The sequence below is a fragment of the Enterococcus canis NBRC 100695 genome (genome assembly GCF_001544375.1).
GTDB classification, from domain to species: Bacteria; Bacillota; Bacilli; order Lactobacillales; family Enterococcaceae; genus Enterococcus_H; species Enterococcus_H canis.
The window spans coordinates 37208-49569 of sequence record NZ_BCQJ01000007.1 but is presented as its reverse complement, the minus strand read 5'-3'; the positions used below and the strand labels follow the sequence as shown (position 1 = coordinate 49569).

Below are 12362 nucleotides of genomic sequence, written 5' to 3'. Positions count from 1 at the left end.
AATCAGCGTGAGTTATCGTAAATTAGGGCGCACATCTAGCCAACGTAAAGCGATGTTGCGTGATTTAACAACTGATCTGATTATCAACGAACGTATCGTGACGACTGAAGCACGTGCTAAAGAAGTTCGTTCAACTACAGAAAAAATGATTACTTTAGGTAAACGTGGCGATTTGCATGCTCGTCGTCAAGCGGCTGCATTCGTACGTAACGAAGTTGCAAGTGTACGTGAAGAAAACGAAGAAGTTGTGATCGAATCTGCATTGCAAAAATTGTTTAACGACTTAGGACCCCGCTATGCGGAACGTCAAGGTGGTTACACTCGCATTTTGAAAACTGAACCACGTCGCGGCGATGCTGCACCGATGGTTGTTATCGAATTTGTTTAAAACTCTATCCCATCACTTTATGTAACTTAGAGTGTTATGATGTTGGAGCCCTCGCTCCGAGTCTAGCTCTGCGCGACTCTCCGGAACTCTCCGGAGAGTACGCACTCATCATAAAGTGTTTTTTATTTCCTGGCGTTCGATAGTCGAACGGCTTTTTTTTATATTCCAAATACATATCGTTATTTGCAGGCCTGTATTGACGTTAGCTTATCCTTTTCTGTATAGTTAAAGAGGAGGTGAATCTATGTCAGAAAGACCTGTTATTTTTTTACACGTTGAGAAGCGTCAGTTACCGCAAAAAGTCAATTACCTGTTTGCGTATAGTGTGGCATTATTTCTAATGACACTGGGCTTGCTAACCGATCCTTTGCCAGAAGTGCTGGCAGGTTTTGGGCGTATTTTAACGTCGCCAAGTCAGTTATTTACTGACTTTATTGCTTTAGGGAATCTTGGTAGTGCTTGTTTTAATAGCGGCTTATTGATGTTGATTAGTATTTTACTGATTCAACGACAACACGTTCATCTGACGGGGCCGTTATATGCGGGGATCTTTACAGTTGCGGGTTATTCTTTCTTTGGCAAGAATCTATATAATTCGATTCCAATTATGCTAGGAGTCTATTTGTATGCGCGCTACATGAAAAAGCCGTTTGCTCATTACTTATTAGTATCGCTATTTGGCAGTGCGTTATCGCCGGTAGTCAGTTTTATTACCTTTGGTCTAGGCTTACCCTTGGCTTGGGGTGTTGCCTTAGGTTATCTCGCCGGTATTTTGATTGGTGCATGCTTACCACTTTTGGCGGCGCAGTTTTTGCACTTTCACCAAGGCTTTACCCTCTATAATGTTGGCTTTACTTCGGGTATTATTGCCATGTTTTTTACCGGTTTTATCCGTATGTGCAGTGTGGAAGTCACTAATCAAAATATTATTTCCTCAGATGCCCATGAATTTCTATTAGTATTGTCGCTATGTGCCTTTTTTGGTATGCTCCTGTTGGGCCTAGCCTTAATGTTTAAGCTTAGGACGCCTTGGCGTAATTTACAGACGATTTTAAACAGTTCGGGAAAGCTGATGACAGACTTTGTTGTGATTGCCGGTCTTGGTCCTACGCTAGTTAATATGGCGCTAATGGGCTTCTTGCTGTTGGGGTACGTCTTAGTTGTCCAAGGCACCTTAAGCGGTCCGGTCATTGGCGCCTTGCTATCAGCAGTGGGGTTTAGTGCGTTTGGGAATCATATCAAAAATAGTTTACCGGTTTTGATTGGTGTTTTTTTGGTTTCGACTTTTACGAGCTTTCACGATGTCAATCAAACAGGGGTTTTAGTAGCTGCAATTTTTGCTACGAGTTTAGCTCCTATCAGCGGGTACTATGGCAGTATTTATGGCGTGATTGCTGGGGTGTTACATATGACGTTGGTTTTCAACGTAGGCTATTTACATGGCGGCTTGAATCTGTATAACAATGGATTCTCTAGCGGTTTTGTCGCTGGCTTTTTAGTCCCATTATTAGATAATTTTACGCAAGTTGGAAGGGAAAAACGAATACGTGGAAAAAGAGATCTCAAGGAAAATCGTGGATGAGCTGCTGACTTATTATTATATGCATGATATTCAGGAAATCAAAATTGGTATTAGTTTCTTGTCAGAGGGGCTATATATCGAGTTACAAGGGGAAACGCCAGCTCCACCAGAAGATATGGCCGAATTCTCAGCTAGCCTACAGGTGCCGCGAGAAGCCTATTTAGAGGAGTATTATTTAGAAATGTTAGGAGATATCCATCATGAACGAGAAAATTATCATGTTTTAGGCTCCTTAATTGATGATGTGGAACTCTTTTTCGATGAACCGATATTTGCGGTGAAGGTATTTCGTCGAGGCTAGCAGTAACCAGGTCAATCAATAGATTTAATCCAAAAACCACCACAGCGAGATCCATAGGATTTGCTGTGGTGGTTTTTTGGGGCTTAAAAAACAGTGTTATTCTTGGCATAAGTTTATCAGTCTTGCTTAGTTCAACTTCAATTTTTGGATATTGAGAAAATTTTGCGCCGATACAGCAAAAGCACCGTAAAGTGTGGCTTTATCTTCTAAGTGGGTGTTACGAACAATAATATCTTTTGAGAAGCGACTCTTTAAGTCTTTGCTGACCATCTCTACCATTGCGGGAATGCGTCGATAAAGAGAACTGTTGATTACGACGATATCAGGATCATAGAGCATGGCAATATTATTGATACCGATACTCAATAACGAGGCATTTCGTCGGAGCAATTGTAAGGCCTCTGGATCTTCCTTTTGGACATAGCTTAGTAAGATCTCTGAGTTGACATAATCAAGTCCCTTTAACGCCGCAAATTCATCATAGGTGACCTTGTTAGAGGCGTATTGCTCTAGACAGCCGTGATTGCCGCAAGGACAGGGCCGACCTTCTGGATAAAGAATAGAGTGACCAATCTCGCCTGCTTGTCCGTGCTTGCCCAATTGCAGACGCCCCGCTTCGACAATACCTGCCCCAATCCCGCTATGGATACTGATGCTAACTAAACTTTGATATTGGGAAGAAAAAGTGTATTCACCTAAAGCTGCTAAGTTCGCTTCATTATGAACAAAAATCGGAAAGTCGTAAAGATTTTGTAGTTCTTTCTGCAGATCTAAATGGTCTAAATCATAATATGGGGTAAAAATTGGCAAGTCGCGATGAACTACCCCGTGGATCGCGATGGTCATTCCCACAATTCCATGTGGGGTATTCGGCTGCAGATCTTGAAAATGGTGGATGGTTTCTTGGATTTGGGCCACGATATTCGCAGATGTTACCGGTATCCGGCGCTTGGAAACAGTTCCTACAACCGTACCGTCAATATAAGCAAGCATTGCTTCGATATAGTTGTAGCCTAAGTCAAACGCAATGACTAAAGCTGCTTGCCGGTTAAAAGTCAGCATGATAGGCTTGCGACCGCCAGCATTAGAAGCATCACCAACTCGAGTCTCTAAAATTAATTCGTCTTCCATTAGTTTTTTCGTGATTGCTGAAACAGAAGCCTTGTTCAAGCCAGTTTTGACAGAAACCTCGGCACGGGAGATTTCCTTTTGATCAATAATTGTTTTGAGAATGTTCGCTTCATTTTGTTCGCGAATCGTATATTTACTTGAGATCATAGCGTGTAGTCCTTTCGTTTGCTCTATTGTCATTGTATTCTAATAAAAATTATTTTGAAAGCGCTTGACAAGTGTTTTTTTCTAGATTATATTATCCTTGTAAGTTAGTTTATCGTACTAATCAACTAAAAACAAGTGAAATTTAGGAGGAAGAAAGAATGAGTTATTTTCCAAAGGTCGACAAAATCAAATTTGAAGGGGTAAAATCGGATAATCCATTCGCATTTCGTCATTACAACCCTGAAGAAGTCATTATGGGCAAAACAATGAAAGAGCATTTACGCTTTGCTGTGGCTTATTGGCATACCATGACCCAAGACGGTTCAGATCCGTTTGGTAAACCTACGAACATCCGCACCTGGGAAGGCAGCACGCCAATGGAAACAGCAAAAAATCGGGTGGAAGCTTTCTTTGAAATCCTAGAAAAATTAGACGTAGAATATTTCTGTTTCCATGATGTTGATATCGCGCCAGAAGGTGAATCTTTAGAGGAATTCTTCCAAAATATTGATGAAATCACAGACCTAATTAAAGAAAAAATGGATCAAACGGGTATTAAGTTATTGTGGAATACAGCAAATATGTTCTCACATCCCCGTTTTGTGAATGGTGCTGCTTCTTCGAATAATGCGGACGTATTCGCATACTCTGCTGCACAAGTGAAAAAAGGCTTGGATGTTAGTAAAAAATTAGGCGGCCAAAACTATGTTTTCTGGGGTGGTCGTGAAGGTTACGAATCATTATTGAATACGGATATGAAATTTGAACAAGATAATATCGCACGTTTGTTCAAAATGGCCGTTGCGTATGGCGAAAAAATTGGTCATAAACCACAGTTCTTGATTGAACCAAAACCAAAAGAACCTTCAAAACATCAATACGACTTCGATGCGGCGACTACGATGGCATTCATTCAAAAATATGATTTAGAAGGTGACTTCAAACTTAATTTAGAAGCTAACCACGCAACGCTAGCTGGTCATACTTTTGAGCATGAATTGAACGTTGCTCGCAGCTATGATGCATTAGGGTCAATCGATGCCAACCAAGGGGATATGTTACTTGGCTGGGATACGGACGAATTCCCAACAAACATCTATGATACAACACTAGCTATGTATGAAATTTTAGAAAATGGCGGTATCGCACCTGGCGGTATCAACTTTGACTCAAAAGTTCGTCGTTCTTCTTTTGAAATGGATGATTTATTGCTGGCACATATTGCTGGTATGGATACTTTCGCTCGGGGCTTGAAAGCAGCAGCAGCTTTGAAAGAAGATCGTTTCTTCGATGATCTTAAAGAAAAACGTTATGCTAGCTACCAAGAAGGCGTTGGCGCAAAAATCGTTGCTAATGAAGAAGATTTAGAATCCTTAACTGAATATGCTTTACAACATGATGATATCAAGAATGAATCTAGTCACTTGGAATTTGTGAAGTCACGTTTGAACGACTATTTAGTGTAATTTGTATACTAGGAGAAGATAGATGGCATATGTATTAGGAATTGATTTAGGAACAAGTTCATTAAAAGGTTTATTGATGAATCAGGCTGGCGATGTTGTAGCGTCAGCTAGCGCGGAATATCCGCTGATTCACCCGAAACCAGGTTATAGCGAACAGGATCCACAAGAATGGTTGAAGGCCTGTGAAATTGTCTTAGACCAGTTACGAAACGATGTTGTCGATTTTACGACTGAACTAGCTGGTATTAGTTTTTCTGGTCAGATGCATAGTCTTGTAGCGTTAGATGAAGAAGAACAAGTTTTACGTAATGCTATTTTATGGAATGATGTTCGCACAACGGCTCAATGCCAAGAGATCATGGATCGTTTTGGCGATGAATTACTAGCTATTACGAAAAATGTTGCCTTGGAAGGCTTCACGTTACCTAAAATTCTATGGCTACAAGAACAAGAACCAGAGATTTGGGCAAAAGTTCGTCATATTTTATTGCCAAAAGATTATTTAGGCTACTGGTTAACCGGGACGATGCACATGGACTACTCTGATGCGGCTGGTACTTTGTTGTTAGATGAAGAAGTAAAAATATGGTCCAACAAAGTTTTACAAGAATTCAAAATCCCGCAAGAAATATTACCAACTTTGATTGATTCAAGTGGTTTTACTGGGGAACTTCGCCCTGAAATCGCGGAACGCTTCGCATTTGAGCAACCAGTAAAAGTCTTTGCTGGCGGAGCAGATAATGCCTGTGCGGCGGTTGGTGCGGGTATTCTAGATAGCGGAACGGGCATGGCCAGTATTGGCACATCAGGTGTCTTTCTTTCTTTTGAAGAAACGGCGGACCAAGATTATCAAGGAAAGCTACACTTATTTAACCATGCGATGAAGGATCGCTTTTATTCGATGGGGGTAACATTGGCTGCCGGGCATAGTCTGAACTGGTTTAAGGACACGTTTGCGCCAAATCAGTCTTTTGAAGATTTACTAAGCGGCATTGACCAGATTACACCGGGAGCAAACGGTCTGCTGTTTACGCCTTATATAGTGGGTGAGCGAACACCGCATGTCGATAGCCAAATTCGAGGCAGTTTTATTGGCATGGATACTAACCACACCTTAAAGCATTTTGCTAAGGCAGTTTTGGAAGGAATCACCTTCTCCTTGAAAGATTCGCAAGTCTTAATGGAAGAAGTAGCTGGCCGGACATTTAAACGCATCGTTTCAGTTGGGGGCGGTGCGAAAAATGCCGATTGGCTTCAGATGCAAGCAGATATATTCAATGCAGAAGTCACTTGTCTGACTGCTGAGCAGGGACCTGGCTTAGGGGCAGCGATGTTAGCAGCAGTTGGGCTAGACTGGTTTGATTCATTAGAAGCCTGTGCGGAAGTTTTTGTGTCATATAAAGAACCCGTTTATCCAATTCCGGAAAATGTCATGGAGTATGAAGATATATACAAACAATATCGAAAAGTTTATCCTGCAACAAAAGATATTTGCCATGCTTTATTGAGTATTGATAGGAGTGAAGATATTGGAATATAAGAATCTTTTATTAATTTGTGCATCGGGAATCACTACGGGTTTACTGGTGAGGAGTATACAAAAAAATATTGAAGCTAGAGATATACCTATACATGTCTACTCAGCGCCTGCAATTATCTCAGAGCAAATAATCAATGATCAAAAAATTGATGGTATCATGATCGGGCCACAAGCTAGATATGAGATAAGTAGACTAGAAGATCTGTTGTCTTTTAAAAAAATTCCTTATAAACTTATTAGTGACGAAAACTATGAGTTATTAAATGGAGCTGGAGTTTTAGAAGAGGGTATGAAAATGTTAAAGATGGAAACTAGTAAATAGCAATGGAAATCAGAGATTTTTAAGAAGCTAGACAGCCTAAACTGTCCAGCTTCTTTTTTAGTTATTCAATTGTTGCCGATATTCTTTTGGTGAGATACCTTGTTTTTTCTTGAATAAAAAACTGAAGTAATTGGGGTCATTGTAGCCAATTTCCATGGCGATTTCCGCTAGTTTTTTATTGGTTTCTTTCAGTAATTCTTTGGCATATTGGAGTCGTTTATCTGTTAGATATTCGATGAAAGTCGTTCCTAGCGACTGAGAGAAAATCGTACTAAAGTGAGCCGGACTGAGGGCTACTTCGTCAGCTACCATGTTGAGAGAAATATCTGGGTCAGTAAAATGTTCATTAATAAAGGCTAATGCTTGGTTGATGACACTTTGATATTTTGCCATGGCGGGATGAATTTTGATTTTCATCAAAGAGCGGATAATCTCTTCTAAAACGAGCTGATAGTAGGAGCGCTGACTGGCGATTGCCACCAATTGTTCCACGTTAGCGAGCTTGGCTTGTAGTTCGGCAGCGACATTGCCTTTTTCGGCTAAGCTTTTCAACTCTGTCAGAATAAAGAAGCGATACATGCGCGTCCGTTCGGGTGTTTCCTGCTCTGTTAAGAGTCGTTGGATAAAGGCATTGGTTTCGTCAGTCCCTAGACTGGCGATTTCTGCGGCTAAATCTAACTTGAAAGGATGGGTAGGGGACAATTCGCCTTCTTTCATGTCATCTTCATAGCTGATAATCTTCTCTGTGCGCAAATTCCCATAGGTGCTGAGAAAATCGCGGGCGATTTCGTAGGAATTGGGAATTTCGCTGACGCGGTCTACTACCGAACCAATGGCGACGGCTAAATCGTCTTGGCTATCCTGCTCTAACTCATGGATCAAAGTTTGTGCTACTTGATAGGCAGTTTCTAAAACAGCTTCTTTAGAGGTATCAAAGATCAAGAATTTGATAAAGCGGGAAGAAACACTGGAAAAAAGTAAGCGATCATCGTCTTGAAACAGAAACTCAAGGTATTCGGTAAAACGTGTATAGTCTTCAAAATTTTGATTGTATTGGTTGTGGGCTAAGAGCACTGTCATTTTTTTACCAATGAAGGATCGTGAAAAAGTCGTGGCTTGTTGCAAAGCTTCTGACATAGAAAGTTCGCCGGAAAACAGGCCATTTAACAGATGGTTTTTCTTCAGCTCTAACACCATTTCTTGTTCAGGTGCTTGGTTAGCTGCTTTTTTCTGTTGGTCCAATAGCTGAACGATTTTTGTCATAGTCTGGGTCAGTTCTTCGTTTTTAATGGGCTTTAATAAGTAATCATCTGCTTGGACTTGGATGGCGACTTTGGCGTATTCAAAGTCATCAAAACCACTAATAAAAACGATGCGGGTCCAGGGCAAGAGTTTGCGGGTCTCTTTGGCTAGTGTTAAGCCATCCATAAAGGGCATTTTAATATCCGTCAAAAGAATGTCGGGGCGAATTTCTGTGATTTCTGCCAACGCCATTTCGCCGTCGCCCGCTTCACCGCTATAACTGATGGGGAGTTGCTCACTTAAAGCTAAAATCTGATTTCGCAAACTGTCGCGAATCAAATGTTCATCTTCTACGATGAAAACCTTATAAGTCACGCTACATTCCTTCTTTCTTTTTTGGGACGGTCAAGGTGATGGTGGTCCCTTTACGATAGGTGCTGTGGACGGCTATTGCGGCGTCTTGACCATAATACAATAGCAATCGCTTATTGACATTATAGAGTCCATAGCCGGTACTAAAATCCGAATCAACGCCTTTAGCCAGTTCTGCTTTGACTTCAGCCAGGCGTTCAGCGGTCATACCGATGCCGTTATCCGTGACAGCAAACTGCATGTTAGCACCTTGACTGGTTCCGATAATTTGGATCAGACCAGCGCGACGCACAAATTTGGTTCCATGGTAAACGGCATTCTCCACCAGCGGCTGCAACACCATCTTCAACAATTGATAGTCCCGCAGTTCGGCATCCACGTCAATGGAATAATCCAGCATTTCCCCATAGCGAATCTTGAGAATCGTCAAATAATCTTGGATGTGTTTTAATTCTCGTTCGACAGGAATCCAGTCCTTCCCTTTGCTTAGAGAAATGCGGAAAAAATCAGAGAGCGCATAGGTCATTTCAGAGGCTTCCTCATATTGTTCTTGTTCAATCAAAGAGACAATGGCGTCTAAACTGTTATAGATAAAATGCGGTGTGATTTGTGCCTGTAAGACCCGCACCTCACTTTGTGCCAGGTGATACTGCTTCAGCGCGTTTTCTTCTAGTAGGCGATTTAGGTCATCAGCCATGGTGTTAAGGCTAACAGTGAGCTGATTCAGCTCCACTGTTGGCGGCGGCTCGATGCGATATAGCAAATGACCGGCGGCTAGTTCTTGAGACATTGTGATGAGCTGGTTTACCGGCTGTTGAATCTGTTCGTTGATAAAATTGCGGTTGCGTCGCACAAAATAGACGATGATGCTGATGATTACCAGCTCTACCAGTGTCAGAATAATCAAGGAGCGAATCATTTCTTGGTTACGGGCACTTGCCATATCAATCTCAACCCGCACAAAGTCAGTTAGGCGGTCAGTGAGCAGGGTCGTCAAAGAATCAATCTCATTCATTATGGCTTCATTTTTGTCGACCGAATTGCCGGCATCAATGTTGGTTAGGATCTGCTGTTGGTAGTCTTGGATTGTATCAATGATGCTGGCGGATACATTTAAGGTACTGATTTCACGAGGTGATTGGATATTTTCACGAATATGGCCAATATCCCGTTGCAGCTCCGTAATAATATTCTCCTCAGAATAATTTTTCACCGGTACCATCCCAAAAACTAAATCCCACATTTCCTCCAAAACCTCTTGGTCGACTTTGGCAACGATTTGATTGGCTTCCTCAATATTGGTTAAGGTTTTTTGATACATATAAATTTGCCGCGTGTACATTAAGACACTGACTGCCAGCGGAATCACGGCCAACAGGAGCATCAATTTGTTCGTTTGGGCAAAAATTTGTTTGATACTCAATGGTGGTTTCATGGCGGCTCCTTAATAGTTTCGTGTTGGGATGCTATCCATATTCTGTTCAGTAAAGACTGATTCGTAGATATAGATTTCTTTTGGCATGCGCTGGTTATTTTCTCCGTAAAAACCAGCAAAGTAGCGATTGATGGTGTTGGCAACGTCAAAGCCCACATCAGGATTACATTCCACAATGCAGTTGACTTGCCCACTACGCAGCTTTTGTACCATATCGTTTTGACCATCAATGGTCACGATGATAATGTCCTTGCCTGGAATTAAGCCGGCCTCTTTGATAGCTTCCATCGCGCCATGAGTCATTTCGTCGTTATGGCTGAATAGAACATCGATCTCATTTAAGTCATGATGTTGGAGATAATCTCTCATTTGGTCCTGGCCCTTCATCCGGATAAAGTCACCATAGATTGTATCCACTACCTGCATCCGCTTATCCCGAGCAATCCATTCGCGAAAACCGGCGGAGCGGAGAATCGTAGGGGAGGCATCGGCTAGGCCTGAAAGCTCTAAAATCCGGATGTCGGGATCATCGCTTTCTTTAAAAAAGTTATTAACGAAAATACCAGCGCGATGCCCTTCGGCTTTGAAGCTGGGACCAATATGCGTTTCGTATAGACTATCATCGCTAATTTGAATCTGACGGTCCACAATAATCACTGGAATCCCGGCTTGTTTAGCTTCCTTTAAGACTGGTTCCCAGCCAGTTTCAGTCAAAGGCGTGAAGACAATCATGTCCACTTTGTAGGCAATAAAGGTCCGAATATCTTGGATTTGGCGTTCTTGATTCATAAACCCATTACGGTATAAAACTTGATAGTGATTTTTTTCCAATTCATTCACGATGGAATGAGTATGAGCTTTGCGCCAGTTGCTTTCTGTACCGGACTGTGAAAAACCAATGATTAGAGGTGGTTCTTCTTCCGTCGTGGATTGAGCACAACCAGTGAAAAAGAGTAAGAGAAGTAAAAGATATTTCAAATATTTCACGAGGAAACCTTCTTTCTACGGGAAACTAAAGCTAATGTAGCCAATCTATTAAAACGCTTGCGGGTCTTTTCTTTCATTATACCGTGGAAAAAGACGAAAACGGCAGCGGACCTAGAAAAAAAGAGTGGAATCGAAAATTTTTCAAGAAAATCGAATAAAATCCAAGTTTTTTTCGCGGCCACCGTTAATTGCGAAAATATTTCTAGATAATTGAATAAAATAATCAATGTTAGCGATTTCAGAAAGCGCTATACTTCGAGATGTAAAGCAATCATACATTATGGAGGGATCAAGATGAAGTTTGGGTTAAAGAAAGCAGCAGTACTAGCGGCAACATTACTAGCAGGTGTCGTGTTGACGGCTTGTGGCGGAGGATCAGATTCTGGTTCAGGTGACGGCGGGGGCGACAAAGGTTATGTGGGAATCGCGATGCCAACGAAATCAGCAGAACGCTGGATCGCCGATGGTAATAACATGGTGGACGAACTGGAAAAATTAGGCTACAAGACAGACTTGCAGTACGGCGAAGATAAAGTTGAAAACCAAGTGGCACAGATTGAAAACATGATCACCAAAGGCGTGGACACTTTAGTTATCGCTTCAATCGACGGCTCGGCTTTGACCGACGTCTTACAAAAAGCTGCCGATGCGGATATCAAAGTCATTGCCTATGACCGCCTATTGATGAACTCAGAACACGTTGACTACTATGCGACTTTTGACAACTTTGGTGTTGGGGTATTGCAGGCTTCTTATATTGAAGACAAATTAGGCTTGAAAGATGGCGAAGGTCCTTTCAACATTGAATTATTCGGGGGCTCACCAGATGATAACAATGCCTTGATTAACTACAACGGGGTAATGTCAATCTTCCAACCGTATATCGATAACGGTAAATTAGTTGTTCCTTCTGGCCAAACCAGCTTTAACCAAATCGCAACATTGCGTTGGGATGGTTCAACAGCCCAAGCGCGGATGGATAACTTATTAAGTGCTAACTACACAGATAAAACTTTAGATGCTGTTTTGTCACCATATGACCCAATCAGTTTGGGTATCATTTCTTCTCTTAAAGGGGTAGGTTATGGTTCAGCTGACAAACCATTACCAATCATTACTGGACAAGATGCAACCATCGCTGGGGTGAAATCTATCATTGCTGGTGAACAAACAGAAACAATCTTTAAAGATACACGAATTTTAGCGAAAAACACGATCGAAATGATCGAAGCCATCAACAATGATGAAGAAGTACCGGTTAATGACACAGAAACTTATGACAACGGCGTAAAAGTTGTGCCAACTTACTTGGCAAATCCAGTTTCTGTTGACAAAGATAACTATAAAGCAGAATTGATCGATACAGACTACTATACAGAAGCAGACTTGAAGGAATAACAGGAGTTGGGTGGGGATCGAAATACTTCGGTCCCTTCCTATCATTCCTAT

11 protein-coding genes are annotated in these 12362 nt (G+C 41.6%); 7 read left to right on the top strand and 4 right to left on the bottom strand.

Annotated features, from left to right (window positions below; genetic code table 11):
* The first annotated feature begins 7 nt into the window (after window positions 1-7).
* The 3 genes from rplQ to ECA01S_RS10525 all read left to right on the top strand — a co-directional run bounded on the left by rplQ (window position 8) and on the right by ECA01S_RS10525 (window position 2271).
* Entirely contained in the window at window positions 8-388 is a 381-nt protein-coding gene (gene rplQ, locus ECA01S_RS10535; protein WP_067395098.1) for a 50S ribosomal protein L17, read from the top strand.
* A gap of 244 nt (window positions 389-632) precedes the next feature.
* Window positions 633-1970, top strand: a complete 1338-nt coding sequence (locus tag ECA01S_RS10530) for a DUF1576 domain-containing protein (RefSeq protein WP_067395095.1) — start codon at window positions 633-635, stop codon at window positions 1968-1970.
* Window positions 1936-2271: a hypothetical protein gene (locus ECA01S_RS10525; RefSeq protein WP_067395092.1), complete on the top strand. Its 336-nt coding sequence runs from the start codon at window positions 1936-1938 to the stop codon at window positions 2269-2271. Before ECA01S_RS10530 ends, ECA01S_RS10525 begins: the two co-directional genes overlap by 35 nt.
* A gap of 126 nt (window positions 2272-2397) precedes the next feature.
* Here ECA01S_RS10525 and ECA01S_RS10520 read toward each other — a convergent pair whose 3' ends face one another.
* Complete coding sequence (locus tag ECA01S_RS10520) at window positions 2398-3549, bottom strand: ROK family transcriptional regulator (RefSeq protein ID WP_067395089.1); 1152 nt, start codon at window positions 3547-3549, stop codon at window positions 2398-2400.
* Between the two features lie 158 nt (window positions 3550-3707).
* On the opposite strand from ECA01S_RS10520, the gene xylA reads away from it, so the two are divergent.
* Genes xylA through ECA01S_RS10505 form a run of 3 tightly spaced genes read left to right on the top strand, consistent with a single transcriptional unit; the run spans window position 3708 to window position 6877 of the window.
* Entirely contained in the window at window positions 3708-5015 is a 1308-nt protein-coding gene (gene xylA, locus ECA01S_RS10515; RefSeq protein ID WP_067395086.1) for a xylose isomerase, read from the top strand.
* Between the two features lie 22 nt (window positions 5016-5037).
* The gene (xylB, locus tag ECA01S_RS10510) at window positions 5038-6555 is read left to right on the top strand and encodes a xylulokinase (RefSeq protein ID WP_067395083.1); all 1518 of its coding nucleotides are present in this window, start codon (window positions 5038-5040) and stop codon (window positions 6553-6555) included.
* Window positions 6545-6877: a PTS sugar transporter subunit IIB gene (locus ECA01S_RS10505; RefSeq protein WP_373277556.1), complete on the top strand. Its 333-nt coding sequence runs from the start codon at window positions 6545-6547 to the stop codon at window positions 6875-6877. Before xylB ends, ECA01S_RS10505 begins: the two co-directional genes overlap by 11 nt.
* 57 nt (window positions 6878-6934) lie before the next feature.
* On the opposite strand, the gene ECA01S_RS10500 is transcribed toward ECA01S_RS10505, so the two are convergent.
* The 3 genes from ECA01S_RS10500 to ECA01S_RS10490 are packed head-to-tail and all read right to left on the bottom strand — an operon-like array spanning window position 6935 to window position 10913.
* Window positions 6935-8494 (bottom strand): response regulator, encoded by a 1560-nt coding sequence (locus ECA01S_RS10500; protein WP_067395078.1) that lies wholly within the window; start codon window positions 8492-8494, stop codon window positions 6935-6937.
* A gap of 1 nt (window position 8495) precedes the next feature.
* Window positions 8496-9926, bottom strand: a complete 1431-nt coding sequence (locus tag ECA01S_RS10495) for a sensor histidine kinase (RefSeq protein ID WP_067395075.1) — start codon at window positions 9924-9926, stop codon at window positions 8496-8498.
* A gap of 9 nt (window positions 9927-9935) precedes the next feature.
* Window positions 9936-10913 (bottom strand): ABC transporter substrate-binding protein, encoded by a 978-nt coding sequence (locus ECA01S_RS10490; protein ID WP_067395071.1) that lies wholly within the window; start codon window positions 10911-10913, stop codon window positions 9936-9938.
* A 294-nt stretch (window positions 10914-11207) separates the two neighbouring features.
* On the opposite strand from ECA01S_RS10490, the gene chvE reads away from it, so the two are divergent.
* Complete coding sequence (chvE, locus tag ECA01S_RS10485; protein ID WP_067395068.1) at window positions 11208-12311, top strand: multiple monosaccharide ABC transporter substrate-binding protein; 1104 nt, start codon at window positions 11208-11210, stop codon at window positions 12309-12311.
* The last annotated feature ends 51 nt before the right edge of the window (window positions 12312-12362 follow it).

Bases quoted from the DNA above. Each gene is read 5' to 3' on its own strand.
- chvE (WP_067395068.1), top strand. From the start codon at position 11,208: ATGAAGTTTGGGTTAAAGAAAGCAGCAGTACTAGCGGCAACATTACTA.
- xylB (WP_067395083.1), top strand. From the start codon at position 5,038: ATGGCATATGTATTAGGAATTGATTTAGGAACAAGTTCATTAAAAGGT.
- xylA (WP_067395086.1), top strand. From the start codon at position 3,708: ATGAGTTATTTTCCAAAGGTCGACAAAATCAAATTTGAAGGGGTAAAA.
- ECA01S_RS10495 (WP_067395075.1), bottom strand. From the start codon at position 9,926: ATGAAACCACCATTGAGTATCAAACAAATTTTTGCCCAAACGAACAAA.
- ECA01S_RS10530 (WP_067395095.1), top strand. From the start codon at position 633: ATGTCAGAAAGACCTGTTATTTTTTTACACGTTGAGAAGCGTCAGTTA.
- ECA01S_RS10520 (WP_067395089.1), bottom strand. From the start codon at position 3,549: ATGATCTCAAGTAAATATACGATTCGCGAACAAAATGAAGCGAACATT.